The organism is Streptoalloteichus tenebrarius (assembly GCF_024171885.1).
GTDB lineage: Bacteria > Actinomycetota > Actinomycetes > Mycobacteriales > Pseudonocardiaceae > Streptoalloteichus > Streptoalloteichus tenebrarius.
In genome coordinates this window covers 76,427-101,647 of sequence record NZ_JAMTCP010000010.1, presented here as the reverse complement: position 1 = coordinate 101,647, position 25,221 = coordinate 76,427, and the positions used below count along the sequence as shown (strand labels likewise).

The 25,221-nt window shown below is 73.2% G+C and carries 24 protein-coding genes and 2 pseudogenes; 13 read left to right on the top strand and 13 right to left on the bottom strand.

Annotation, left to right across the window (positions count from 1 at the left end):
• Positions 1 to 519: 519 nt before the first annotated feature.
• A complete protein-coding gene (locus LX15_RS12085) occupies positions 520 to 3,837 on the bottom strand; it encodes an EAL domain-containing protein (RefSeq protein ID WP_253669629.1) in 3,318 nt (1,105 codons plus the stop codon).
• A gap of 135 nt (positions 3,838 to 3,972) precedes the next feature.
• A complete protein-coding gene (locus tag LX15_RS12080) occupies positions 3,973 to 5,160 on the bottom strand; it encodes an NAD(P)-dependent malic enzyme (RefSeq protein WP_253669628.1) in 1,188 nt (395 codons plus the stop codon).
• 382 nt (positions 5,161 to 5,542) lie between these two features.
• Between LX15_RS12080 and LX15_RS12075 the strand changes: the two genes are divergently transcribed.
• The gene (locus tag LX15_RS12075; protein WP_253669627.1) at positions 5,543 to 6,142 is read left to right on the top strand and encodes a dTDP-4-dehydrorhamnose 3,5-epimerase family protein; all 600 of its coding nucleotides are present in this window, start codon (positions 5,543 to 5,545) and stop codon (positions 6,140 to 6,142) included.
• Between the two features lie 67 nt (positions 6,143 to 6,209).
• Here LX15_RS12075 and LX15_RS12070 read toward each other — a convergent pair whose 3' ends face one another.
• Positions 6,210 to 6,563, bottom strand: a complete 354-nt coding sequence (locus LX15_RS12070) for a S26 family signal peptidase (protein ID WP_301304442.1) — start codon at positions 6,561 to 6,563, stop codon at positions 6,210 to 6,212.
• A 79-nt stretch (positions 6,564 to 6,642) separates the two neighbouring features.
• Here LX15_RS12070 and sodN point away from each other — a divergent pair, with 79 nt between their 5' ends.
• The 4 genes from sodN to LX15_RS12050 all read left to right on the top strand — a co-directional run bounded on the left by sodN (position 6,643) and on the right by LX15_RS12050 (position 9,694).
• Positions 6,643 to 7,050, top strand: coding sequence for a superoxide dismutase, Ni (gene sodN / locus LX15_RS12065; protein WP_253669626.1), 408 nt, complete (start codon positions 6,643 to 6,645; stop codon positions 7,048 to 7,050).
• A gap of 284 nt (positions 7,051 to 7,334) precedes the next feature.
• Positions 7,335 to 7,946 carry an acid phosphatase gene (locus tag LX15_RS12060; protein WP_253669625.1) on the top strand — a complete coding sequence of 204 codons (612 nt, stop codon included), beginning with the start codon at positions 7,335 to 7,337 and terminating at the stop codon, positions 7,944 to 7,946.
• A 24-nt stretch (positions 7,947 to 7,970) separates the two neighbouring features.
• The gene (locus LX15_RS12055; RefSeq protein WP_253669624.1) at positions 7,971 to 8,462 is read left to right on the top strand and encodes a GNAT family N-acetyltransferase; all 492 of its coding nucleotides are present in this window, start codon (positions 7,971 to 7,973) and stop codon (positions 8,460 to 8,462) included.
• Positions 8,463 to 8,674: 212 nt separating this feature from the next.
• Positions 8,675 to 9,694: an FG-GAP repeat domain-containing protein gene (locus LX15_RS12050; protein WP_253669623.1), complete on the top strand. Its 1,020-nt coding sequence runs from the start codon at positions 8,675 to 8,677 to the stop codon at positions 9,692 to 9,694.
• Positions 9,695 to 9,762: 68 nt separating this feature from the next.
• On the opposite strand, the gene LX15_RS12045 is transcribed toward LX15_RS12050, so the two are convergent.
• Positions 9,763 to 10,182 (bottom strand): hypothetical protein, encoded by a 420-nt coding sequence (locus LX15_RS12045; RefSeq protein ID WP_253669622.1) that lies wholly within the window; start codon positions 10,180 to 10,182, stop codon positions 9,763 to 9,765.
• Between the two features lie 231 nt (positions 10,183 to 10,413).
• Between LX15_RS12045 and LX15_RS12040 the strand changes: the two genes are divergently transcribed.
• Both LX15_RS12040 and LX15_RS12035 read left to right on the top strand, forming a co-directional pair.
• A complete protein-coding gene (locus LX15_RS12040) occupies positions 10,414 to 11,349 on the top strand; it encodes a diacylglycerol/lipid kinase family protein (RefSeq protein WP_253669621.1) in 936 nt (311 codons plus the stop codon).
• 238 nt (positions 11,350 to 11,587) lie between these two features.
• Positions 11,588 to 11,842: a WhiB family transcriptional regulator gene (locus LX15_RS12035; RefSeq protein WP_073487666.1), complete on the top strand. Its 255-nt coding sequence runs from the start codon at positions 11,588 to 11,590 to the stop codon at positions 11,840 to 11,842.
• Between the two features lie 255 nt (positions 11,843 to 12,097).
• Here the strand turns inward: LX15_RS12035 and LX15_RS12030 are convergent, their stop codons facing one another.
• Entirely contained in the window at positions 12,098 to 13,594 is a 1,497-nt protein-coding gene (locus LX15_RS12030; protein WP_253669620.1) for a GAF domain-containing sensor histidine kinase, read from the bottom strand.
• A 137-nt stretch (positions 13,595 to 13,731) separates the two neighbouring features.
• Positions 13,732 to 13,947: a biotin/lipoyl-binding carrier protein gene (locus tag LX15_RS12025; RefSeq protein ID WP_253669619.1), complete on the bottom strand. Its 216-nt coding sequence runs from the start codon at positions 13,945 to 13,947 to the stop codon at positions 13,732 to 13,734.
• Between the two features lie 243 nt (positions 13,948 to 14,190).
• Here LX15_RS12025 and LX15_RS33525 point away from each other — a divergent pair, with 243 nt between their 5' ends.
• A complete protein-coding gene (locus LX15_RS33525; RefSeq protein WP_143174383.1) occupies positions 14,191 to 14,265 on the top strand; it encodes a 50S ribosomal protein bL37 in 75 nt (24 codons plus the stop codon).
• 124 nt (positions 14,266 to 14,389) lie between these two features.
• Here the strand turns inward: LX15_RS33525 and rsrA are convergent, their stop codons facing one another.
• Both rsrA and LX15_RS12015 read right to left on the bottom strand, forming a co-directional pair.
• A complete protein-coding gene (rsrA, locus tag LX15_RS12020; RefSeq protein WP_253669618.1) occupies positions 14,390 to 14,728 on the bottom strand; it encodes a mycothiol system anti-sigma-R factor in 339 nt (112 codons plus the stop codon).
• A complete protein-coding gene (locus LX15_RS12015; RefSeq protein WP_372502638.1) occupies positions 14,725 to 15,366 on the bottom strand; it encodes a sigma-70 family RNA polymerase sigma factor in 642 nt (213 codons plus the stop codon). The genes rsrA and LX15_RS12015 overlap by 4 nt, the downstream gene beginning before the upstream one ends.
• Before the next feature lie 317 nt (positions 15,367 to 15,683).
• Between LX15_RS12015 and ybaK the strand changes: the two genes are divergently transcribed.
• Positions 15,684 to 16,160 (top strand): Cys-tRNA(Pro) deacylase, encoded by a 477-nt coding sequence (gene ybaK, locus LX15_RS12010; RefSeq protein ID WP_253669617.1) that lies wholly within the window; start codon positions 15,684 to 15,686, stop codon positions 16,158 to 16,160.
• Positions 16,161 to 16,310: 150 nt separating this feature from the next.
• Here the strand turns inward: ybaK and LX15_RS33520 are convergent.
• From LX15_RS33520 to LX15_RS11990, 4 genes and pseudogenes are all read right to left on the bottom strand, one after another.
• Positions 16,311 to 16,706: pseudogene (locus tag LX15_RS33520) on the bottom strand (leucine zipper domain-containing protein); the annotation flags it as partial.
• 211 nt (positions 16,707 to 16,917) lie between these two features.
• Positions 16,918 to 17,382 (bottom strand): annotated as a pseudogene (locus LX15_RS12000) (leucine zipper domain-containing protein); the annotation flags it as partial.
• A gap of 166 nt (positions 17,383 to 17,548) precedes the next feature.
• Positions 17,549 to 18,160, bottom strand: a complete 612-nt coding sequence (locus LX15_RS11995) for an alpha/beta hydrolase family protein (RefSeq protein WP_253669616.1) — start codon at positions 18,158 to 18,160, stop codon at positions 17,549 to 17,551.
• Positions 18,157 to 18,984, bottom strand: a complete 828-nt coding sequence (locus LX15_RS11990; protein WP_253669615.1) for an SOS response-associated peptidase — start codon at positions 18,982 to 18,984, stop codon at positions 18,157 to 18,159. The genes LX15_RS11995 and LX15_RS11990 overlap by 4 nt, the downstream gene beginning before the upstream one ends.
• A 294-nt stretch (positions 18,985 to 19,278) precedes the next feature.
• Here LX15_RS11990 and aroA point away from each other — a divergent pair, with 294 nt between their 5' ends.
• From aroA to LX15_RS11975, 3 genes are all read left to right on the top strand, one after another.
• The gene (aroA, locus tag LX15_RS11985; protein ID WP_253669614.1) at positions 19,279 to 20,592 is read left to right on the top strand and encodes a 3-phosphoshikimate 1-carboxyvinyltransferase; all 1,314 of its coding nucleotides are present in this window, start codon (positions 19,279 to 19,281) and stop codon (positions 20,590 to 20,592) included.
• Positions 20,589 to 21,602 (top strand): ribosome small subunit-dependent GTPase A, encoded by a 1,014-nt coding sequence (rsgA, locus tag LX15_RS11980; protein WP_253669613.1) that lies wholly within the window; start codon positions 20,589 to 20,591, stop codon positions 21,600 to 21,602. The genes aroA and rsgA overlap by 4 nt, the downstream gene beginning before the upstream one ends.
• A gap of 112 nt (positions 21,603 to 21,714) precedes the next feature.
• A complete protein-coding gene (locus LX15_RS11975) occupies positions 21,715 to 22,539 on the top strand; it encodes an SCO4651 family lipoprotein (RefSeq protein WP_253669612.1) in 825 nt (274 codons plus the stop codon).
• A 215-nt stretch (positions 22,540 to 22,754) separates the two neighbouring features.
• Here LX15_RS11975 and pruA read toward each other — a convergent pair whose 3' ends face one another.
• Entirely contained in the window at positions 22,755 to 24,383 is a 1,629-nt protein-coding gene (pruA, locus tag LX15_RS11970) for an L-glutamate gamma-semialdehyde dehydrogenase (RefSeq protein WP_253669611.1), read from the bottom strand.
• A 349-nt stretch (positions 24,384 to 24,732) separates the two neighbouring features.
• Between pruA and LX15_RS11965 the strand changes: the two genes are divergently transcribed.
• A complete protein-coding gene (locus tag LX15_RS11965) occupies positions 24,733 to 25,119 on the top strand; it encodes a VOC family protein (RefSeq protein ID WP_253669610.1) in 387 nt (128 codons plus the stop codon).
• Positions 25,120 to 25,221 lie beyond the last annotated feature (102 nt).

The window sequence follows — 25,221 nt, the reverse complement described above, 5'->3', positions numbered from 1 at the left end:
TTCGGGCTCGGGCTCGGTTCGGGTTCGGGTTGGGGCTCGGCGAGGCTTCGGCTTCGGCTTCGGCTTCGGCTTCGGGCGAGGCTCCGGTTGGTGCCACAGGCGGGTGTGAACATCGACCTCTTGCGCAAGCCTTCGCTGGGCACATCCTCCGATGTAGTGAACAACTTCACTCCACTGTGGACGAAGTTGTCCACAGCCCCCTGAGTTATCCACAGCGGACTGTTCCTGACTGGTGGCGCTCTGTTGTTCTTGGTTAGGCTGGAGCGGGGCTCGCCCCCCGGGACGGGTGGGGGCTGTACCCGGGTGGGAGAGCGCGAGGGCGTCGAGGCCGCCGGGAGTGCCGGGGACGAGGACGCGCGAAGGCCACCGAAGCCCAGGCACGGGAACCCAGGCGTGGGCACGGGTCAGTGAGTGCGCGTCGGTGAGACGCCCACCGGCAGCACCCCGTCAGTGGGAGCGCGGCCAGCGGGGGCGCGCCAGCGGGCACGGGTCAGTGAGAGCCCGTCAGCAGGAGCCCCGTCAGCGGGAGCGCGGGACGTGCAGCGGTCCCAGCCCCAGGAGGGTGCGGAACTCCCGCGCCGCCACCGCGCGCGAGAACAGCCAGCCCTGGTAGGCGTCGACGCCGACCCCGCGCAGCACGTGGAACTGGGTCGCGGTCTCGACGCCCTCCGCGACGCAGTGCCGTCCCATCGCTCTGGCCATGTCCACGACGGCCTTGGCGACCGCCAGGTCGGCCGGGTCGTTGCCCACCCCGGAGACGAACCGGCGGTCCACCTTCACGATCTGCGCCGGCAACTCCTTCAACCGGGCCAGTGACGAGTAGCCCGTGCCGAAGTCGTCGACCGCGAAGCGCACGCCGCGCTCCACCAGTTCCGCCATCTGCGCCCTCGTCCGCGACGGCAGGTCCACCAACGCGGTCTCCACCAGCTCCAGCACCACCCGGTCGAAGGCGACGCCGCTCTCCACCACCGCCGCGCACACCGAGTCCACGAAGTCGGGGTCGCCGGGCACCAGACCGGCCAGGTTCACCGCGACGGCCACGGGACGGCCGTCCTGGAGCGGCCACCGCGCCGCCTCGCGCAGAGCGGTGCGCAGCACCCACCGGTCCAGCTCCCGCAGCAGGTCGCCCTGCTCGGCCACGGGGAGGAAGACACCCGGCGCCAACAGCCCCCGGTCGGGGTGCGGCCACCGCACCAACGCCTCCGCGGTGAGCACCGCGCCGTCCGCGCCCACCACGGGCTGGAAGTGCAGCGCCAGGCCGTCCCTGGCCAGCGCGTCCCTGAGCTGCCCCTCCAGGTGCACCTGCCGGTCCGCGCTGGCCATCAGCGCGGCGCTGGCCAACGACACCTTGCCGGCGCCCCGGCTCTTCGCCTCGAACATGGCCGCGTCCGCGAACCGCAGGAGGTCCGCGCCGGTGGGCCGCGACCCGTTGGGCACGGCCGCGCCGATCGCCGCCGAGACGCGGACGAGCTGGCCGTGGACCGGCACGGCCGTGCGCAGCAGGCTGGCCACCTTCCTGGCCAGCGCCTCCACCCCGCCGACCCGGTCGACGTCGGAGCAGATGATCACGTACTCGTCGCCGGAGAGCCTGGCGGCCGTGCACCCGTCGGGCAGGCCGCTCTCCAGCCGTCGGGCCAACGCCACCAGCAGCTCGTCCCCCGCGTCGTGCCCGAGGGAGTCGTTGACCCGCTTGAAGTTGTCGATGTCGCAGAACAGCACCGCGACCTTCGAGCCGTCCTCGTGCAGCAGCCGGCCGAGGAGTTCCTTGACGGCGGCCCGGTTGGGCAGGCCGGTGAGGTCGTCGTGGGTCGCCTGGTGCCGCAGCGCCTCCGCCGCGCGCCGCCGCTCGGTGATGTCCTGGTGCACGACGAGCCAGAAGCGGCGCCCGTCGTCCTGGACGGACACCGCGATGTGCAGCTCGCAGTACACCGGCTCCCCGTCGGCCCGCATCAGCATCCGTTGGGGTATGCGGTAACTGCGGTCGTTGCCGGCGTTGATGCGGGACGCCGAGCGTCTGCGCTCCGCCCGTTCCTCCGGGTGTGTGAGCTGCTCGGCGGTCATGCCGCGGAGCTGGTCGAGGTCGTAGCCCAGGAGGTCGCACAACGCCTCGTTGGCGTCGACCAGGCGCTCGTTGCCGTCGAACAGTCCGATGCCGACGGGTGTGATCGACACGAGGTCGGTGAACCGCTGGCTGGACCGCTCCATCCTGGTCTCGGTGGCCCGTTGCTCGGTGACGTCCTGGGCGGTGCCGACGAGGATGACGCGCCCGTCCGGGTCGCGGACCGCGGCCCCGTGGCAGCGGAACACCCGCATCACCCCGTCCCGCCGCACGATCCGGTGTTCGCACACCACCGGGCGGTGGTCCTGGCGCAGCTCCCGCCACTTCTCGTCCACCCAGTCCCGGTCGTCGGGGTGGACCAGGGAGAGGTAGGTCTGGTGGGTGGTGCGCTCGGTGGTCGGCACGCCGTACAGCTCGTGCAGCATGTCCGACCACGCGGTCTCGTCGGTGGCCGGGTCCCACTCCCAGGTGCCCAGCCGCGCCACGCGCTGCGCGTCGTTGAGCCGCCGCCGCTCCTCCCGGAGCTGGCGCTCCAACGCGCGTTGCTCGGTGACGTCCTGCACGGTGCCCTGCAACCACGCGATCTCGCCGTCCGGCCCGCGCTCCGCCCTGGCGCGGCCCACGTAGACCTGCTCGCCGCGCGCGCCGCGGATCTCCACCTCGACGGTCTTGCCGTGCGGGCCGCGCAGGAGCTGGTCGCGGAGGGCGACGATCCGCGGCCGGTCGTCGGGGTGGATGCCGGCCAGCAGGTCGGCGAAGTCGTTGCCGGCGCCGGCGTCGGCGTACAGCTCGTTGAGCGCCTCGCTGCGGCGTACGACGCCGGTGGCGACCTCGTAGCTCCAGCTCCCCATGCGGGCGATGCGCTGGGCCTCCAGCAGGCGGGCGCGTTCGGCGGCCAGCTCGGTCTCGGCCCGCCACTGGTCGGTGATGTCCCTGATGTAGCCGGTGATGCGGACGATGCGCCCGTCGGCGTCGCGCTTGGCCTCGGCCTCGCCCCGGATGCGGCGCAGTTCGCCGTCCGGTCGCCGCACCCGGTACTCGATCTGGATGGGCGCGCCGCTGGCCTTGTGGTCGGACCAGTAGGAGAGGACCTTCTCCCGGTCGTCGGGGTGGATGAGGGCCAGGACGGCCTCGGCGCCGGGCACGACCGTGCCGGGCTCCAGGCCGAGCAGCTCGTAGTGGCTCGGCGACCAGATGGTCTCGCCGGTGGCCGGGTCGAACTCCCACGAGCCGATCCCGGCCACCCGCTGCACCTCGTTGAGGCGGCGCTGCTCGTCCCGCAACCCGGCGGCGGCGCAGGCCAGGTCCGAGACGTCGACGACCGCCACGACCCGGCCGCCGTCGGGCAGCGGCCAGGTCACCAGCCGCACGGGCAGGGGTCGCCCGTCCTGGCGGACTAACCGGGCGTCCTGGCCGTCCCCGACCACGAGGTCGTCGACCTTCGCGCCGACGAGTTCGTCGGGGGTGGTCCCGGCCAGGGCGGCCAGCTCCGGGGTCACGGCGAGCACCAGGCCGTGCGCGTCGCACCGCAGCGCGGGCCCGGACGGCAGGGCGGGGCGCCAGTCCGGATGCCGCTCGCCGGCCGCCGCTCGTCCCGCGTCGCCCACCACCGGAGCGCCTCCCGTCCGCTCGACCCGGTCGGCCACGTTCCACCCCTGTCGACTCCCCGCCACCGTGGCGGCGGTGGCCGGGCGGCGGCTGTCTGAGCAGTGCACCCCGGACCGGGCCCGGCGGGAGGCCCGAACCCGCAGGTACTCACCCGTCCGAAGGACAATCACCCGCCATCCGTCGTACACCCGCTCCGACCACCCACCACAGCGGACCGGCCGTGCCGACTAGTCTGGCGTTCAGGTGACGGGTCTGTCCCCCGTCCGGTGATGTTGCTGGTGGAATCTCAACGATTCCCGCCGGGCTCAGGCTACTCCGTCCTCCTGCGCCGCCCTGGCGACAGCGGCCGCGACCGCGGGGCCGACCCTCGGGTCGAGCGGGCTCGGCACGATGCGGTCGGGCGCCAGGTCGTCGCCGACCACGCCGACGATCGCCTCGGCGGCGGCCAGCTTCATGCGCTCGGTGATCCGACGGGCCCCGGCGTCCAGCGCCCCCCGGAACACCCCGGGGAACGCGAGCACGTTGTTGATCTGGTTCGGGAAGTCGCTGCGCCCGGTGGCGACCACGGCGGCGTGGCGCGCCGCCACGGAGGGGTGGATCTCCGGATCGGGGTTGGACAACGCGAACACGACGGAGCCCGGCGCCATGCTGGCGATCAGCTCCTCGGACACCGTCGACGCCGACAGGCCGACGAAGACGTCCGCGCCCTTGAGCGCCTCGGCGGGGCCGCCCGAGAGCCGGCGCGGATTGGTCAGCTCGGCGAGTTCGGCCTTGATCGGGTTCAGGCCGTCCCGGTCGGGGTGGACGATGCCGCGCGAGTCCAGCACGGTCACCTCGCCGACGCCGGCGGCCAGCAGGATCCTGGCGCAGGCGACCCCGGCCGCCCCCGCCCCGGAGATGACCACCCTCAGCTCGGGGAGCCGCCGGTCGAGCACGGTGGTGGCGCCCCGGAGCGCGGCCAGCACGACGATCGCCGTGCCGTGCTGGTCGTCGTGCATGACCGGGCAGTCCAGCGCCTCCACGAGCCGGTCCTCCAGCTCGAAGCACCGGGGCGCGGAGATGTCCTCCAGGTTCACCGCGCCGAACGACGGCCGGAGCCGGACCAGGGTCTCCACGATCTCGTCGACGTCGGTGGTGTCGAGCACCAACGGGATGGAGTCCAGGCCGCCGAACTGCTTGAACAGCGCGGACTTGCCCTCCATGACGGGCAGCGAGGCGCGGGGGCCGATGTCGCCGAGCCCGAGCACGGCCGTGCCGTCGCTGACCACCGCGACCAGGCGGTTGGTCCACGTGTAGCGGTCGGCGAGCGAGGCGTCCTCGGCGATGGCGCGGCTGACCCTGGCCACGCCGGGGGTGTAGGCGATGGACAACGCGCGCGGGTCGGTCAGCGGCGCGGTCACCTCGATCCCGAGCTTGCCGCCCTCGTGGGCGCGGAAGATCTCGTCGTCTGACAGCTCGGTGGATGAGGTGGAATGGTCGTTCACGGTGGTCACGGCGTCCCTCCTGCCGGTGCGGGGACGGACGGGGCGGCTCCCGTCCGGAGGCGGCGCGCCCAAGCCGGCCTTTCCTGCCGACGCAGCGGGGCGACGTCGACCGGTCGACGGGCGGCCCTGGGTGGGGCAACGCGCCGACGGACGCTGCGGTGCGGGACAGTCTGACAGCCGATCATCGGTGTGTCTGCGGTGGGGATCACAGTGCGGGACGGAATTTCTCCGCAGGTCAGAGGCAGTTTCACAAGACGTCTGTCCGGCTTGTTGAACTCGTCGGTCAGTCGCCGTCGGCGGGGCGCGCGGGGTCTGGGAAGATCATGTTCGCCGAGCCGTCTCGACGCCCTCTGGAGGGCCGGTGGAGCCGGGCGGCCTACGCTCGTCCGCTGTGCAGGTTCGGGAACTGACCATCAGCGGGGCCTACGAGTTCACCCCGCCCACCTTCCCCGACAACCGCGGCATGTTCACCGCTCCGTACCAGGAGCCGGCGTTCGTGGCGGCCGTCGGCCACCCGCTGCGCGTCGCGCAGACCAACCACTCGGTGTCCCGACGCGGCACCATCCGGGGGATCCACTTCGCCGACGTCCCCCCGGGGCAGGCCAAGTACGTGTACTGCCCGCGCGGCGCGCTCCTCGACGTCGTGGTCGACGTCCGGGTGGGCTCGCCGACCTTCGGGCGGTGGGAGGCGGTCCGCCTCGACGGCGCGGAGTGCCGGTCCCTCTACCTGGCCGAGGGCCTGGGGCACGCCTTCATCGCCCTCGAGGACGACACCGTCATGGCGTACCTGTGCTCGGAGGGCTACAACCCGGCCGCGGAGCACGGCACGAACCCGCTCGACCCGGCGCTGGAGCTGCCGTGGCCGGCGGACCTGGAGCCGGTGCTGTCGGAGAAGGACCGCACCGCCCCGACCCTCGCCGAGGCGGCCGACGCGGGCCTGCTGCCCCGCTACGAGGACTGCCTGGCCTACTACGAGAAGCTGCGCGGCTGACGCGCTCGGCGTTGACCGGCGCCCGCCGCGTCGGTCAACGCCCGTCCCACCTCACGGCGCCCCCACCTCACGGTGCCCCAGCCTCCGGCGGTGTGGGCACCCGCCCCGGACGGGGCCACAGGCGCCAGCGGACCACGCCCAGCACCGTCGCCGGTCCCAACGCGTGGGAGTCGGTGGACGCGAACGCGTTGTCGCCCACCACGAACCAGCCCCCGGCCTCGCGGCGCACGGCCCGCTTCACCGAGAGCTGGCCCGGCCGGGCCTGCCACCGCACGAGCACGACGTCACCAGGCCGAACTCCCTCGTCCGGACGGCCGAGGACCCGGACGAGGACGACGTCGCCGTCGGCGAGCGCGGGGGCCATCGAGGGTCCCCGCACCCGCAACCGCCGCACCAGCCACGGCCCCAGCTCCCGTGCCAACGATCACCTCCCGCCTGCCGACACCATGATCCAGGGGTAGGGTCTGCCGCGTCGGAGCATCCACTGTCAGGGAGGAAAGATGCGACTGCTGTCGCGCGTCCTCGGTCCGCGTCTGGAGGCCACCGCGCACTGCGACCTCCCGTGCGGCGTCTACGATCCGGCCCAGGCCCGGATCGAGGCCGAGTCCATCAAGGCCATCCAGGAGAAGTACCAGGCCAACGAGGACCCGGAGTTCCGCCAGCGGGCGATCATCATCAAGGAGCAGCGCGCCGAGCTGGTCAAGCACCACCTCTGGGTCCTGTGGACCGACTACTTCAAGGCGCCGCACTTCGAGAAGTACCCCCAGTTGCACGACCTGTTCAACAAGGCGACCAAGGCCGCGGGCGCCTCGGGCGTCAAGGGCTCCATGGACCCGGCCAAGGGCCAGGAGCTGCTCGACCTGATCGCCCAGATCGACAAGATCTTCTGGGAGACCAAGCAGGCGTGAGGCCGCGGCGCGGGGGAACGTCCCCGACCGGCGCGGACCGCGTCGCCGGGTGACGTCCCCCGTCCTCGTGCCGCCCTTCGGCGCGGCGCGAGGGGGCGTCCGAACAGGACGGTCAAACAGGACGGCCGGTGGTGTCGGGCGGGGAGACCCGTCCTGGCGCCGCCGGCCGTCCCGTCTGTCCACCATGTACAGCCGCCCGGCTCCCCCGCCTCGTCCCGCCGGCCGTCAGCCGATGCGGTGGCCGTGGACGGGTCCCCACGACGCGGTGAACCTACGATCAACGGGTGGGAGCGGACAGGGAACCTGCGGTCTACCTCATCCGGCATGGTGAGACGGAGTGGTCGGCGACGGGCAAGCACACCAGCTACAGCGACGTGCCGTTGACCGACAACGGGGAACGGGTCGCCAGGGCGGCCGGCGCGATCCTGACGCGGCTGCGGGGCACGGACGAACGTCCCGCCCTGGTGCTGTCCAGTCCGCGCCAGCGCGCGCTGCGCACGGCCGAGCTGGCCGGGCTCGCCCCGGACGAGGTGACCGAGGAACTCGCCGAGTGGAACTACGGCGAGTACGAGGGCCTCACCACTCCGGAGATCCGCCAGACGGTCGCCGGGTGGACGGTCTGGACACACCCCGTGCCGGGCGGGGAGGACCCCGGACAGGTGACGGACCGGGCCGACGCCGTCCTCACCCGCGCCAGGGCCGCGTTGGACCAGGGCGACGTCGTCCTGGTCGGCCACGGTCACTTCAGCCGCGTGCTGACGGCCCGGTGGATCGGCCTGCCCGCGACGGCCGGCGTGCACTTCGGGCTGGAGGCGGCGGGGATCGGGGTGCTCGGCCACGAACGGGGCGTGCCCCAGATCGGCCGGATGAACGTGCCACCATGGGAACTCGTCTGACCGGGTGAGCTGGAGGAGGTGGCCGTGGCCGACCCACGAGTGCGTCCCGTGCGCGAGTCGGACGTGGAGAAGGTCGTCGAGCTGGTCTACGAGCTGGCCGAGTACGAGCGGGCGCGGCACGAGTGCCACCTGACGCCCGACCAGTTGCGGGCCGCGCTCTTCGCCGAACGCCCGGCGCTGTTCGGCCACGTCGCCGAGGTCGACGGCGAGGTCGTGGGCTACGCCCTGTGGTTCCTGAACTTCTCCACCTGGCGCGGCACCCACGGCATCTACCTGGAGGACCTGTACGTGCGGCCGGGCCAGCGCGGGTCGGGGCTGGGCAGGGCCCTGCTCACCGAGCTGGCCGAGGAGTGCGTGCGGCGCGGTTACGCGCGCCTGGAGTGGTGGGTGCTGGACTGGAACACGCCGGCGATCAACTTCTACAAGTCGCTGGGCGCGGTCCCGATGGACGAGTGGACCGTCTACCGGGTCACCGACGAGGCCCTCGCGGCCCTGGGCGCCGCCGGCCGCGCCTGACCCACGTCCCGCACGAACCGAACAACGAGCCGGACGGCCTGACAGTGTCGGACCGTCCGGCTCGCCGCCGTTCGGAGCCGTTGCGGCGTTCAGCTCAGCGAGACCGGGACCGGTAGCGCCAAACCGTGCCCGCCGAACGGCGAATGTGCTTGCCGGTCCCGACAGGAACCCGAACGATGATCATGTCTTTGTCGCCTCAGGAAGGGACGAGCATGAGCCTCGGCAGGGGGATCGGCTCCACCACGCGAAGACTCCTCCGCGCGGCCACGGCGGCGGCCGTCGCCGGCATGGTGCTGCTGGGCACCGCCGGCACCGGCGCGGCGGACCAGATCAACTCGGGCGGGCGCGCGACGGACGTCACCTTGGACGGCTGGCCGGACCTGGTGGCCCGCAACGCGAGCACCGGTCACCTGATGGTCTACCCGCACTCGCGTCAGTTCAACGGCACGTCGACGTTCCAGGCACCGTTCAGCGTCGGTTACGGGTGGGGCGACGCGAACTGGATCGGCCGCGCGGACGTCAACGGCGACGGCCGGTCGGACGTCGTCGCACGCTTCAGCAACGGCGAGCTGTACGCCTACCTGCACAGCGGGAACCCCAGCGGGTACAACACCTTCTCCACGAAGATCCTGATCGGTCTCGGATGGAACATCAACGACCTGCTGACCATCGTCGACACCAACGGCGATGGACGAGACGACATCATCGCCCGCCGCGCCGGCACCGGCGACCTCTACCGCTACCCGAACACCGGCGCCCTCAGCACCGGGATGTTCGACGCGCCGGTCTACTTCGGGTGGAACTGGCAGGACAGCCGATGGCTCCAGTTCTCGGACATGAACGACGACGGCTACCTTGACATCATCACGCACGACGGCAACACGATGTTCGTCGTGCCCACGGAGCCTCCCCCCAACGAGCCGCGGATGGCGCCCAAGCCGAAGCTGAGCAAGATCCCGGCCGAGGGGCACTCCGCGCGAAGCGCCACCGCGGCGCGGAGCACTGCCGCGGCCGACGAGCCTCAGCCCGTGGTCACCGGCTGGGGCTGGGACGTCGCCGACACGGTGCTGATCGCGGACGTCAACAAGGACGGGTTCGAGGACATCATCGCCCGGATGAAGGACGGCAAGCTGTACGCCTACCCGCACAGCAGGTCGTTGAACGGCACCGCGACCTTCGGCGCGCCGGTGCTGTTGAGCTGGGGCTGGGAGGTCAACGACATCATCACCTGACAGGTGACATGAGCGAGGGGCGTGGCCGGTCGGCCACGCCCCTCGGCGTTCCTGGGTGGGCCCCGGCGTCAGTCCCGGTCGGGCGCGTCCGGGTCGTAGGGTCCGACTCCCATGGCCCACGCCCTGGACTCGGCGGTGAACAGCAGCACGATGATGGCCAGGCAGAACACGGCGACCACGACGCCGGCGACGTGCTGACCGGCCGACCCGAACGCGTACCAGGCCACGCCGAGCAGCACGAGCTGCACGAACAACGACGGCGTGCGCGCCCACCGACGACCGCGCAGCAGGCCGACGCTCGCCGCGAGCACGCCGGCGCTCAGCACCAGGAAGTAGGCCGCGGTGCCGAGGGCGCTGTAGGGGCCGTGCTCGTGGCCGGTCTGGGTGGCGAGCGCGACGGCGTATCCCACGCCGGCGACGCCCTGAAGGCCGGTCAACGCTCCGGCGACGCGCACGCCGCGCGGCGTCGGGGCGGCTTCGGTGGGCACTCGTCGTCCTCCTGGGAGAGGTGGCGGATGCGGAACGGACCACGTGGCGACCACGCCACGGGCGCATCCGCGATGCTATGCCCGCCCCGCGCACGACCTCGCGGCACGGCACCTCGCACCGGTCGGACAGCGCGCCCGACGCGCGCGCCGACCTCGCGCGACTGTGATACCGCCCTCCTCCTGGCCGACCGAGGCGGACGCCCGCCTCCGACCCTGACCTACGCTCGACTCGTGCGCGCCCTGCTCGTGGTCAACCCCCAGGCCACCGCCACCACGCCCGCCGGACGGGACGTGCTCGCCCACGCCCTGGCCAGCGCGGTGAAGCTGGACGTGCTGGAGACCGACTACCGGGGCCACGCCGCGGACGCGGCCCGCGAGGCCGCCGCGTCCGGGTTCGACCTGGTGGTGGCGCACGGGGGCGACGGCACCGTCAACGAGGTGGTCAACGGGCTGCTGGCCGAGGGGGTCCGGGACGACGCGCCCATGCTCGGTGTCGTCCCCGGCGGGTCGGCCAACGTCTTCGCCAGGGCGCTGGGGCTGCCGCGCGACCCGGTCGAGGCCACGCACCACCTGCTGCGCGCCGTCGAGGAGGGCTCCAGCCGCCGGGTCGGCCTCGGCAGGGTGAGCGGGGAGGGCGAGCAGGCCGCGCGCTGGTTCACCTTCAACGCGGGCCTCGGCTGGGACGCCGACGTCGTCGCCAGGATGGAGACGCTGCGGGCGAAGGGCAGGACGGCGACGCCGCTGCGGTACGCGCGCGTCGCGGTCACGAGCTACTTCCGGCTGGACCGGGGGCATCCCCGGCTGACGGTGGAGGTGCCGGGGTCGGAGCCGGTGGACGGCGTCCACCTGGCGTTCGTGTCGAACACCGACCCGTGGACCTACCTCGACGCGCGGGCGATGCACCTGAACCCGGGCTGCTCGTTCGACGGCGGGCTGGGCCTCTTCGCGCTGCGCACCCTGCGGATGCCGACGGTGTTGCGGCACGTCGGCCAGGTGTTCCTCAACCGTGAGCCGCGCGGCGAGAACCTGGTGCGGCTCGACGACGTCGGTACCATCAAGGTGACCTGCGTCGACCCGGTCCGCCTCCAGGTGGACGGCGACCACCTGGGTGAGCGAACGGCCGTGGAGTTCTCCTCGGCGTCCGCCGCACTGCGGGTCGCGGTGTGATCTGCGTACCCCCCGAACGGGATCGTGTGGCGATCTTCTCGGTGGACAGGTAGTAACGCAGAGAAACCCGCAGGTCAGGAAAGCCGATCTTTCCGGTGACGTGCCTCACCGGATCGGGGCTAAACCCTTGACATCGCGAGAGTTCGTGAAAGCATTCACAAGCACGTGAACGCATTCACAAGCACCCCGGACCACTGACTACCGGCGCTTCAACGCGCCTAGCGAGGAGCAAGGAACAATGGACTGGCGCCACCGTGCGGTGTGCCGTGACGAGGACCCGGAGCTGTTCTTCCCGGTGGGGAACAGCGGTCCTGCGCTCCTGCAGATCGCCGAGGCGAAGGCCGTCTGCCGGCGCTGCCCCGTCATCTCCGAGTGCCTGACCTGGGCGCTGGAGAGCGGGCAGGACGCCGGCGTGTGGGGCGGCATGAGCGAGGACGAGCGGCGCGCCCTCAAGCGGCGCAACGCCCGCACCCGGTCCCGTACCGGCGCCTGACCCCAGCACCACGCTAGAACCCCGGAAGGGGCCGGCCCACCCCGGGCCGGCCCCTTCCGCGTGTGGCGGGCAACCTCGGCGCCGTGGCCCCGCCGCCGTCGCCCAACCCCGCCGTCTTCGGTCACACCGTCTCCGGTCACACCGTCCCCGACCACACCGTCTCCGGTCACACCGTCCCACGGCGACAGTCCGCGCCGTCCGTCCGAGCCGGACTGTCCTCTGTGGAGTGTGCTGGGCCGGTCGGGCGCCGGCCGGTCAGCGGCGTCGCTGCAACGGCACCCGGAGCACCGCCTCGGTACCGCTGGGCTGCTGCCGTCGGCGCAGGCTCAGCGAGCCCCGCAGCTCCGACTCCACCAGCGTGCGGACGATCTGGAGCCCCAGCCGTTCGGTGCGCTCCAACGAGAACCCGGCGGGCAGGCCGCGCCCGTCGTCACAGATCACCACGTCCAGCCACTTCGCCGACCGGTCGGCGCGGACCACGACCTCGCCGCGCTGCCCCGGCGCGTAGGCGTGCTCGAAGGCGTTCTGCACCAGCTCGGTCAGCACCATGACCAACGGCGTGGCGACCTCGGCCGGCACCACGCCGAAGCGACCCTCGCGGCGGACCGCCACCCTGGTCTCGGTGACCGCGACGTCGCTCATCATCGGGATCACCCGGTCCACCACGTCGTCCAGGTCGACCCGCTCGTCGACCGACATGGACAGCGTCTCGTGCACCAGCGCGATCGAGGTGACCCGCCGCACCGACTCCTCCAGCGCCTGCCGCGCCTCCTGGTTGTTGGTGCGGCGCGACTGGAGCCGCAGCAACGCGGCCACGGTCTGGAGGTTGTTCTTCACCCGGTGGTGGATCTCCCGGATGGTCGCGTCCTTGGAGAGCAGCGCGCGGTCCCTGCGCTTGACCTCGGTGACGTCCCGGCACAGCACCAGCGCGCCGGCCGCCTTCCCCCTCGGGCGCAACGGCAACGCGCGGAACAGGACCGTCGCCCCCCGCGCCTCCGCCTCCATGCGCATCGACGGCTGCCCCTCCAGCGCCGAGCGGATGCGCTGGGCGACCTCGGCCGCGTCGAACGGGTCGGACACCAGCGAGCGGGTCAGCGGCGCCAGGTGGGTGCCGACGAGGTCGGCGGCGTGCCCCATGCGGTGGTACGCCGACAGGGCGTTCGGGCTGGCGAACACGACGGCGCCCGCCGCGTCCAGCCGGATCAGGCCGTCCCCCACCCGGGGGCTGGTGTGCACGCCCGGCGAGGGCTCGGCCGTGGGGAACGTGCCGTCGGCGATCATCTGGCACAGGTCGGCGGCGCTGCCGAGGTAGGAGATCTCCAACGGGCTCGGCACCCTGGGCACGGCGAGGTTCGTGTCCCTGCTGAGCACCGCGATCACCTGACGGCCCATCCGCACCGGGATGGTCTCCCGCCGGACCGGCACCCCCAGGTGCCAGCGGGGGTCCTCCTCCCGGCAGATGCGCGCCTCGGACACGGCCCTGCGGAGCTGTGGATGCTCCTCGGCCGTCACCACGCTGCCCACGGCGTCCTCCGGGTGCGCGGTCGGCGCGGTCGTCGGCCGCGCCTGGGCCACGCAGAGGAAACGGCCGCGCCCCGCCTGCTCGTCGCCCTCCAGCGGAACCCACATCAGGAAGTCCGCGAACGACAGGTCGGACAGGAGCTGCCACTCGGCCACCACGAGCTGGAGGTGGTCGACGGCGGCGCCGGGCAGACCCGTGTGCTCGGCCAGCAGGTCGGTCAACGTGGACACGACCGCAACTTACCCCGCGGCGCGGACGGGGCGTCCGACGTGGACTTTCCCCTCCCGCGCGGGCGTGCGGCGGCTCACACGGGGCCGTCGCCCCGCGCCGCCGTCGGACGTGGGGACGCCGCGCGGAGGACGACGCGTCACTCCACGACAGCGATGAGGTCACCCCGCCGCACCACGTCGCCGGCGTTGACCGCGACCCTGGCCACGACGCCCCCGACCTCCGTGATCACGGGGATCTCCATCTTCATCGACTCCAACAGCACCAGCGTGGCGTCCCTGTCGACGGTCTCGCCCTCGGCGACCTCGACGCGCAGCACGTTGGCCACCATCTCGGCGTGGATCTCCTCGGCCATGCCCGATCCCTTCGACGCGGCCGACCCCGGCTCGGCCTCCCGGCACGCCTCGGCCGGGCGGCGCGCTGAATCGAGCCAGGACCTCGACGCGCCCGATCCAACCACGGCGACCAGCGGGTCCGCCCTCCCAGAGCCGCCACGACCGGGCGTGCGACACTGGGGGGAGGCAACAATGCCCGACAAGCGGCCTGCCGTCGGCGACGGCGGCCGCGGGCGAGCACGAACCGAGGACGAGGAGAGCCCATGTCGAAGCGGGCCCGCAAGAAGCGCGACCGCAAGAAGCGCGGCGCCAACCACGGCAAGCGCCCGAACGCCTGAGGCGTCGCCGCGGACATGACGAAGGCCCCGGACCTGTTCGGTCCGGGGCCTTCGTCATGTCCGGGGTTCCGGGGCTGGTGGGACGCCGTCCCCGACCGGCCGTCAGGCGGTCACGGTCACGCCGTCACTCTTCGGTCAGCTCGACCCGCCGGGCCCGCACCTCCACGGTCGGCCCGTCCGGGTGGTGCTCCACCGTCACCTCGGCCTGCTCCAGCACGGCCTGCCGGATCGTGGCCCGCAGCCGCTGCTTGAGGGCGTCGGGCGCGTGGTCACCGCCGCACTTCTTGCCGAGGAGGGCCTTGATGTGCTCCTCCAGGCCGTAGTGCTCCAGGCACGCGCCGCACTCCTCCAGGTGGCGCTCCAGCTTCTGCCGACGGACCTGGTCGCACTCGTGGTCGAGGAAGAGCCAGACCTCGGCGAGGACCTCGTCGCACGGCGTCTCGTGCGGCTTGCCGCAGCTCACGAGGAAGCCACCTCCCGTTGGCCGTCGCGCAGGAAACCGCGGTCCCGGGCGACGTCGGTCAGCAGCTCGCGGAGCTGCCGGCGACCCCGGTGCAGTCGCGACATCACCGTACCGATGGGCGTGCCCATGATCTCGGCGATCTCCTTGTACGCGAAGCCCTCGACGTCGGCCAGGTAGACCGCCATCCGGAAGTCCTCGGGAAGCTGCTGGAGCGCGTCCTTGACGTCGCTGTCCGGCAGCCGGTCCAACGCCTCGACCTCGGCGGAGCGCAGGCCGGTGGAGGTGTGGCTCTCCGCCTGGGCGAGCTGCCAGTCGGTGATCTCCTCGGTCGGCTGCTGCTGCGGCTGGCGCTGCCGCCGGCGATAGCCGTTGATGTAGGTGTTGGTGAGGATCCGGTAGAGCCAGGCCTTGAGGTTGGTGCCCTCGGTGAACGAGGCGAACGCGGAGTAGGCCTTGAGGTAGGTCTCCTGCACCAGGTCCTCGGCGTCGGCGGGGTTGCGGGTCATCCGCAGCGCCGCCGCGTAGAGCTGGTCGAGGAGGGGCATCGCGTCGCGCTCGAACCGTGCGACGCGCTCCTCCGGGGTCTCCTCCACAGCGGTCGACCGGGTGGAATCCACATGTCCCTGGGTGCCGGGCACCAGGCTCCCTTCCCGCCGCCCTCGTGGGCCGGCGGCTGCTGACGTCGTTCCCATGCCGGACGACGCATGGGTACCCGCCAAGGATACGCGCCGGTCCCCCGGCCGACAGGGGGCCGAACCCCGCGGCGGACGGGTCAGGCCGCGGCGCTCCACGAGCTCGGTCGCCTGCTCCGGCACGGCTGTCTTCGGCACGTCGGTCACCACGTGGGGGACCAACGCGACGTTCCCGTCCCGCATTCCCGCCGCCCTGCGGGAACGCGGGACATCTCGGGATATCCCGCGCACCGGCGTCGTGGCGACGCCTAGGGTGACCCACCATGGCAGGACGGGGCACACCGGCGACGGCGCTCTTGGCCAAGCAGCGGGTTCCGCACGAGCTGCACGCCTACGAGCACGACCCGAGGCACGACTCCTACGGCACGGAGGCCGCGGAGGCGCTCGGGCTCCAGCCGGAACGGGTGTTCAAGACGCTGGTCGCCGAGGTCGACGGCCGGCTCACGGTCGGTGTGGTGCCGGTCGTGCGCCACCTGGACCTGAAGGCGCTCGCGGCGGCGGTCGGCGGGAAGAAGGCCAGGATGGCCGACGTCGCGGACGCCGAGCGGGCCACGGGCTACGTGGCGGGCGGGATCTCGCCGCTGGGCCAGAAGAAGCGCCTGCCGATCGTGGTGGACGTCACGGCGCGGGACTTCGAGACGATCTTCTGTAGCGCGGGTCGGCGCGGTCTGGAGGTCGAGCTGGCCCCGGCCGACCTGGTGCGGCTCACCGGGGCCGTGGTGGCGGCCATCGCCGCGTGACCTGCGCCCCACACGGCCCCGGAACCGGTGCCGGCCGGCGCTGGACGGTGTCGATCAACGCCGGTCGGTGAGTCAGCGCTGGGCGGTGAGTCAGCGCTGGGCGGTGCTGGTCGTGTGCTGGTCGTGTGTCGGTCGGTTTGAGGCGGTCGCTGGCAGTGCGCGTTCGTCGCGGCGGATCGGCTCACCGGTGGCCCGGTCGCAGGCTGCCAGGGTTGGCCGGGCCGCGGCGGGCCAGGGTGCGGTGCGCGGTGGCGGTGGCGGTGGTGACGCTGGTCCGGGCGGCAAGGACGCATCGGGCCGATCGTGTGGTCGCGTCGTGGTGTCACCACCGACTCCTCGACGGCATCCCGAGTCTTGCCAGGATCGCGGTGCGGGCGGCTGGAGCGGTCCACATGCCCGCCACTCCCCCCGCTTCGCCAGCGGGCCGCCGCGGTGTGGGAGACCTGGAACCGTTCCGCCGCCCTCGGCAATGACTAACCCCTCCACGACACACCGCGCCAGACGCGGCCGGCCCGTCGACGTCAGCGGGGCGTGACGGTGGGTCAGGAGGACCTCCCGTGGGCTCGTGTGAGATGTGGTGATCCACACCGGAACCCGGAGGTCCTCGCCCTTTCAGGATCATCGCTCGCGTGTCGCGTCACCAACGTCCCCGGACAGCAGGTTGTGCGGGTCGTTGTGGCCGACGTGGCTGTTGCCGTTGCGGTCGAGAGTCTTTCCCGGTGTGCGGGTGCGGTGACGTTTCCCGACCTGGCGGCTGGTGACCGATGCCCGCCGCCGTCGGGGATGGTGCCGAGCTTGGTGATATCGACGTGCACCAGCTCGCCGGGCCTCGCGCGTTCGGAGCGGCGCACCGGCTGTGCGGTGGCCCGATCGACATGGGCCAGCCGGGCCAGGCCGAACCGGGTCAGCACACGGTGCACCGTGGAGGGCACCAGGTGCAGCGGGAACGCGATGCGGGCCGGTCCCCACCGCCGTGCCAGGCGGACCCTGTTGATCCGCCGTTCGATCCGGTTCGGGATCCGGCCGGGACTCGTGTGCGGACGAGACGATCGGTCGGCCATGCCCGGCTCGCCGTCGTTCCGGTAGCGGTCGGTTCATCGTTTCGCGGTGCTGACTCCAGACCTGGAACCGCTCCGCGGCCCGCCGCAACGGCCAACCCCCGCTTCACGACCCACCGCGCCAGAAGCGGCCGGCTCGTCGGCGTCAGCGGGGCGTGGGCCAGGAGGACCTCCCGCTTGTGCGAGATGTGGTGATCCACAACCGAAACAACGCGGAGGTCCTCACCCCTTCAGGATCATCGCTCGCGTGTCACGTCACCAACGTCCCCAGACAGCACAGCCAGGCGGTGCTAGTCAGTGCGAGACGGTGCTAGGCAGCGCTGGGCAGTGTCAGTCCAGGGGACGGAGCACGCGGTCGAGCCACTCGCCGACCGCGCGCGCAACACCCTCCGGGTCGACCTTGAGCGAGTGGTCGCCGGGGAGCACGACGACCTCGCGGTGGTGCGCGGCCTCCGGCCGCCCGAACGGGTCCCGGTCCCCCTGCACGACGAGCACCGGGGCCTCGACCCCGTCCAGCTCGGCCAGCCGGTGCTTCTCCGGTCGGCCCGGCGGGTGCACCGGGAAGGCCAGGCAGAGCACGGCGACCGCCTGCCCGGCCGCCGCGGTGCGGCAGGCCACCCGCGCGCCCGAGGAACGCCCGCCGAACACCAGCGGCAGGCCGTCGAACAGGCCCGATCCGAGCGCCTCCGCCACCGCCAGCCACGCGGCGTCGAGCTGGCGGGCGGGGGCCGGCGCACGCCGCCCCGCCACGCGGTAGGGCTGTTCCACCAACGCCACGTGCACCCCGACCTCGCGCGCGGCCCGCGCGGCCGCGACGAGGTCGGGGGCGTCGATGCCGCCGCCCGCGCCGTGCCCGAGGAGCAGCGCCGCCCTGCCTTCGGGCGCGCAGTGGGTCTCGACCCTGGCCGGGCCGTGGGGGGTGGGCAGCTCGATGCTGGTCATGGCTGGTCGAAGAGGGTGAGTTCCGGCGGGTCGGGCACCACCCTGAGGCGACGTCGCCTCGCCTGGTCGGGGACGGGCGCCGGCTCGGCGTCCGGGTCCACCCGCTCCAGGAGGTGGGGACCGTTGTTGCGGACGTTGTTCACCGCGGTCGACACCGGGCGCAGCTCCAGTCCGGCGACGAACGCGTCGTCGGTCGGGTGGAGCAGCTCGTCGACCTCGGTGCGGTTCGGGTCCAGCCAGGCCGACCACAGGTCCCTGGGCAGCATGAGCGGCATCCGGTGGTGCACGTCGGCGAGCTGGCCCACCGCGTCGGTCGTGAGCACCGCGCAGGTGATGAGCGGCGGCGCGTCGTCGGCGAGGTCCGGGGAGCGCCAGGTCGTCCAGATGCCGGCCAGCACGAGGCTGGAGCCGTCGGGGGGCGTGACGTAGTAGGGCTGCCGCCGACCGCCCTCCTTCTTCCACTCGTACCAGCCGTCGGTGGGCAGCAGGCAGCGGCGCCGGGCGAGCGAGGTGCGGTAGGCCGGCTTCACGGCGGCGGTCTCCGCCCTGGCGTTGATCATCTGGGAGCCGACGCCCGGGTCCGAGGCCCACGCCGGCACCAGCCCCCAGCGCATCACCCGGATGCTGCGCTCCACGCGCGTGGGGTCGGGCTCGCCGCCGGGCTCACGCGGGTGCCGCTCGACCACGGCCAGCACCGGCTTGGTCGGGGCGACGTTGTAGTCGGGTCCGGGAGCCGTCCCGCCCAGCGCGTCCGTGCCGTCGACGGCGTCGAACTCCGCGGCCAGCGTCGCCGGATCCCGCGTGGCGGCGTACCTGCCGCACATCCCCAACCACCCCCGACACTCGTCGTTCGACCGTGGCGAGCCGTCCGCCGTGGTCGTTCCCGCGACCGGGCGCCCGCGCCCGACGCCACCGCGTCCCGCGACGCCCGTGAGCACCAGTGTGACGCGCGGGGTCCCCACCAAACCACGATCACCCGACAGTTCCGGGGCGTCACGGGGGACGTCCGCCGGCGCCGGCGAGCGCGACGCATCGCCCGCACCGGTCCTCGGGACGCATCGTGGCACGTCAGGCGGGCCACCGCGAGGGAGCGACGCGGGGTGCGGGATCATCGGGGCATGACACGAGCGTGGCTGGCACCCACCGCGGACGGACCCGTGCGCGCCACCGTGCGGGTGCCCGGGTCGAAGTCGATCACCAACCGCGCGCTGCTCCTCGCCGCGCTCGCCGACGGCCCCTCCCTGCTCCGCGCGCCCCTGCGCAGCAGGGACACCGAGCTGATGGCCGCCGCGTTGCGCGCGCTCGGCGTCCGGGTCGAGGACCGCGCCGGCAGCGGGGGCGAGGACGCCTGGCTGGTCACGCCCGGCCCCCTGCGCGGTCCCGCCGAGGTGGACTGCGGCCTGGCCGGCACGGTGATGCGGTTCGTGCCGCCGGCCGCCGCGCTCGCCGACGGCGAGGTGCGCTTCGACGGCGACCTGAGGGCCAGGGAACGGCCCATGGGGACGGTCCTGGACGCGCTGCGCGCCCTCGGCACCGACGTGCGGCCGACCGGGGAGAACCCGGCCGGCCTGCCGTTCGTCCTGCGGGGGCGCGGCGGACTGCCCGGCGGCGAGGCCGTGATCGACGCCTCCGCCTCCTCGCAGTTCGTGTCCGGTCTCCTGCTGTCCGGCGCGCGCTACGAGCGCGGCCTCACCGTGCGGCACTCCGGCCCGCCGGTGCCCTCCCAGCCCCACATCGAGATGACCGTGGCGATGCTGCGCGAGCAGGGGGTCGCGGTCGACGACGGCACCCAGGACGTCTGGCGGGTCGAGCCCGGCCCCGTGCGGGCGCGGGACCTCGACGTCGAGCCCGACCTGTCCAACGCCACGCCGTTCCTGGCCGCCGCCGCCGTCACCGGGGGCGAGGTCCGGGTGCCCGGCTGGCCCGAGCGGACCACGCAGGCCGGGGACGCGATCCGCGGCATCCTCGCCGAGATGGGCTGCGCGGTGGAGCTGCGCGACCGGACCCTGGTGGTCAGGGGCCCGGGAACGCTGCGCGGCGTGGACGCGGACCTGCACGACGTGGGCGAGCTGACGCCGACCGTGGCCGCGCTGGCCGCCCTCGCCGAGGGCCCCTCGCGCCTGCGGGGCATCGCCCACCTGCGGGGGCACGAGACCGACCGGCTGGCCGCGCTGGCGGCCGAGATCAACGGGCTCGGCGGCGACGTGACCGAGACCGAGGACGGCCTGGTCATCCGGCCCCGGCCGCTGCGGGGCGGGGGGTGGCGGGCGTACGCCGACCACCGGATGGCCACGGCGGGAGCCATCATGGGGCTGGTGGTCCCCGGGGTGGCGGTGGACGACGTCGCGTCCACCGGCAAGACGATCCCGGACTTCCCGGGGATGTGGGCGGCCATGCTCGAGGCGAAGGAGACCGCGGTGGAGGGTGTGTGAAGCAGCGGAGCTGGCGGGAGCTGGACGAGTCGGACGTGCGGGTGCGGCCGGGCCGTCGGGGGTCACGGCCCCGCACCAAGCGGCGGCCCGAGCACGCGGACGCCGCCGCGGCGTTGGTGATCGGCGTCGACCGGGGCCGGTACACCTGCGCGCTCGACGGCGACCCGCACCGGAGGGTGACCGCCATGCGGGCCAGGGAGCTGGGCAGGAAGTCGGTGGTGATCGGCGACGAGGTGAGCCTGGTCGGCGACGTCTCCGGCGAGCCCGACGCCCTCGCCCGCATCGTGCGCATCTCCGCCCGGCGCAGCGTGCTGCGGCGCACCGCGGACGACACCGACCCGTTCGAGCGGGTCGTGGTGGCCAACGCCGAACAGCTCGTGATCGTCACGTCCCTGGCCGACCCGCCGCCGCGCCCCGGGTTCATCGACCGGTGCCTGGTCGCCGCCTACGCCGGTGGCCTCAGGCCGCTGCTGTGCCTCACCAAGTCCGACCTGGCCGGCGCGGACGACCTGCTGGAGCTGTACGCCAACCTGGACCTCCCGGTCGTGGTCACCCGCTTCGACAGCGAGCCGGACGCGCTCCGCGCGCGGCTGGACGGGCGGGTGTCCGCCCTGGTGGGCCACTCGGGGGTCGGCAAGTCGACCCTGGTGAACAAGCTGGTGCCGGAGGCGGACCGCGCCACCGGCGCGGTGAGCGCGATCGGCAAGGGCCGGCACACGTCCACCTCGGCCGTGGCGCTGCCGCTGCCCGGCGGCGGGTGGGTGGTGGACACCCCGGGCATCCGCTCGTTCGGCCTGGCCCACGTCACGCCGGACGACGTGCTCGCGGCGTTCCCCGACCTGGCGGAGGGCGTGGAGGACTGCCCGCCCCACTGCGGGCACCTCGGCGCGCCCGAGGACCCGGACTGCGGTCTGGACGAGTGGGTGGCCGAGGGCCACGGCACGCCCCGCCGGCTGGCCTCGCTGCGCCGCCTGCTCCACTCCCGCACCGGCCGCGAGGACCAGGACTGAGGACCGGGGTGCGTCCACCCGCGTGACCGGGTGGGCGGCCAGGCGTACCGCCGTCCCCCCGCGGGTAGCTCCTCCAGCAGGACCTGGCGCTCCGCGCGGGAGGAAGCCGACGATGCCTCGTGCCCGGCCGCTCGCACTGACCACGCTGCTCGCCCTTGCCGCGTTGTGCGGCTGCGCCGACCAGCCGGTCGGCGTGCCCCCGGCGAGCACGAGCACACCGGCGCCCCGCCCGAGAGCGACACCCCACGAACTGGCGGACACCGTGCACGCCGCCGTGGTGGACGAGCGGTCGGCCCGGGTGTGGGGCGAGTTGTCGGACGACGCCGGCCCCGCCCGGGTGGACGGCTCGCTCCGCTTCACCGCCCAGGGCACCGACGTGGACGTCACGGTGGAGCGCACCGCCCGGCAGGAGGAGACCGACCCCGCGACACGGCGGACGAGGGTGGTGACCGTCGGCTCGACCACCTACCTGCGACCGCCACCCGGGGTCGCCCCGCAGGACCGCCCGTGGGTGCGGGTGGACCCCGGCTCCTCGGACCCGTTCCAGCGGTACGCCACGCTGTTTTCCACCACCGTGCGCTCGATGGTGGACCCGGACCGGCTGCTGACGGTCGCGGTGGCCGGCGGGCGCATCACCAGGGCGGACGTGGAGAGCCTCGACGGGACCGACGCCGTCCACTACGGCCTCCAGGTCGAACTGCCGGGCGGGACGCCCCATCCCGGGCAGTCGCCGGAGTTCCGGGCGCTGGCGGACGCGGGGGTGCGGTCGATGTCCTACGAGCTGTGGGTGGACGGGCGCGACCTCCCGGTGCGCGCCCGCGGCGCCCAGCGCGTCCCCTCCCTCGGCGACGTGACCAGCGACGTCCGCTTCCACGACTGGGGTCAGTCGGTCCGGATCGAGGCCCCGCCCAGGAACGAGGTCAGCAACCCGGCCTGACGCGCGGCGGCGCCTCTCCCCCAGCGGAATCCCGGCGAAACCCGGTGAAGCCCGGTGAAGCCCGGTGAAGCCTGGTGAAGCCCGGTGGCGGCCCCCAGTGAAGCGCCGGTGGAATGCCGGTGGGGAAAGGGAACGTCCCTCGGTGACGGAAGGGGCCGACGCGGCACTCCGCGTCGGCCCCTCGTCGGCCCTTCCGTTGGTCGGGGTGTTCCCGATCAGCCCATGTGCGGGTAGGTGTGGTCGGTCGGCGGGACGAAGGTCTCCTTGATCGACCGGGGGCTGGTCCAGCGGAGCAGGTTGAACATCGAGCCCGCCTTGTCGTTGGTGCCCGAGGCCCGGCTGCCACCGAACGGCTGCTGACCGACGACCGCGCCGGTCGGCTTGTCGTTGACGTAGAAGTTGCCGGCGGAGAACCGCAGGCGGCGGTGCGCCTCCTCGACGGCGGCCCTGTCGGTCGCGAAGACCGCGCCGGTCAGGCCGTACTGGGTCGAGCCGTCGACCTTCTCCAGCACGGACGAGTAGTCCTCGTCCTCGTAGACGTGGACCGCGAGGATCGGGCCGAAGAACTCGGTGGTGAACACCTCGTGCGTGGGGTCGGTCCCCACCAGCACCGTCGGCCGCACGAAGTAGCCCACCGAGTCGTCGCACGACCCGCCGGCGAGCACCTCCAGCGTCGGGTCGACGGCCGCGCGCTCCAGCACGTCACGGTGCTTGGCGAACGCGCGGGCGTCGATGACCGCGCCGCCGAAGTAGGAGAAGTCGGTGACGTCGCCGTACCGGATCGAGTTGGTGGTGTCGGCGAGCTGCTCCCGCAGGCCCTTCTCCCACAGGGAGCGGGGCAGGTAGGCGCGGGAGGCGGCGGAGCACTTCTGGCCCTGGTACTCGAAGGCGCCCCTGACCAGGCCGGTCACCACGGCGGCGGGGTCCGCCGACGGGTGGGCGACCACGAAGTCCTTGCCGCCGGTCTCGCCCACGATCCTCGGGTAGGAGCGGTAGGTGTCCAGGTTCTCGGCGATGGTGCGCCAGAGCAGCTTGAACGTCCTGGTCGAGCCGGTGAAGTGCAGGCCGGCGAAGTCGGGGTCGGTCAGGGCGACCTCGCTGACGGCCGCGCCGTCGCCGGTCACCATGTTGATCACCCCGGGCGGCAGGCCGGCCGCCTCCAGCAGGCGCATGGTGTAGTGCGCCGCGAGCTGCTGGGTCGGGGAGGGCTTCCACACGACGGTGTTGCCCATCAGGGCGGGGGCCAGCGGCAGGTTGCCGGCGATGGCGGTGAAGTTGAACGGGGTGATCGCGACCACGAAGCCGTCGAGCGGGCGGTGGTCGAAGCGGTTCCACACGCCGGGGGTCGAGATCGGCTGCTCGGTCAGCAGGCGCTGGGCGAAGTGCACGTTGAACCGCAGGAAGTCGATCAGCTCGCAGGCGGAGTCGATCTCGGCCTGCTGCACGGACTTCGACTGGCCCAGGATGGTCGCGGCGTTGAGGGTGTCGCGCCACGGGCCGGAGAGCAGGTCGGCGGCGCGCAGCAGCACGGCGGCCCGCTCGTCGAACGACAGGTCGCGCCAGGTGGGGGCGGCGTCCTTGGCGGCGCGCACGGCGGCGGCGACGTCCTCGCGCGTGGCCTGCGCGGTCACGCCGAGCACGTGGGCGTGGTCGTGCGGCTGCACGACGTCGATCGGGTCGCCGCCGGCCATCCGCTGCTCGCCGGCGACGGTCATGGTCAGCTCGTGCTTGTCCGCCTCGAGCTCGGCGATCCTCTTCTGGAGCGACTCCCGCTCGGGGCTGCCGGGCGCGTAGCCGTGGATCGGCTCGTTCGACGGGTTCGGAACGGACGTGACGGCGTCCATCGTGCGGCTCGCCTCCTGGAGATCTGGGCAGGTGGGTCCTGGTCCTGGGCGCGGTGTGACGCGCCGTGCGGGGCGCGCCTCGTGGCCGCGCCTCCTCACTCCATCCTGTCACGGCCGGAGCGGCGCCTCAGTCGTCAGCACAGGAGCAGAACGTTGCGCGTGGCCCCCGGATTCCGCAACGAACGATCGCGGTGCCGCGCGGCGGGGACCGACGTCGGGTCGACGCGGGGCGGTGAAGTTGACGCGCGGGCGTCGGCGCGGCGACCACGAGGTGAACGGGGTCGACGCGGACCCGGTGGATGGGTTCGCCACGGGGTTCCGCCGCTCACGCTCCGCTACGCTTCGCGACATGGCGCGGATCACAGGAATCGGCGGAGTCTTCCTCCGCGCGGGCGACGCCGACGCGCTCGCCGCGTGGTACCGCGAAACCCTCGGCATCCCCCTCGCCGAGCACGGCGGCGTCACCTTCCACTGGGCGATGGGGTCGACCCCGGAACGGCCGGGCACCACGACGTGGGCGCTGTTCCCGAGCCGGTCGAGCTACCTCGGCCGGCCCGACCAGCAGGTGATGATGAACTTCCGGGTCGACGACCTCGCCGGCCTGCTGGCGGACCTGCGCGCCAAGGGCGTCCGGATCCTGGACGACTACGAGGAGTCGGAGTTCGGCCGGTTCGCGTGGTGCCTCGACCCCGAGGGCAACCGCGTCGAGCTGTGGGAGCCGGCCGTCGGCATGTGACCCGGCCCGCCACCCCGCCCTGCGGACACCCCCCACCCGTCCCGGGGGGCGAGCCCCGCGTCCAGCCTAACGAAGTGCCACGCACCGTGACCAGGGCATTGC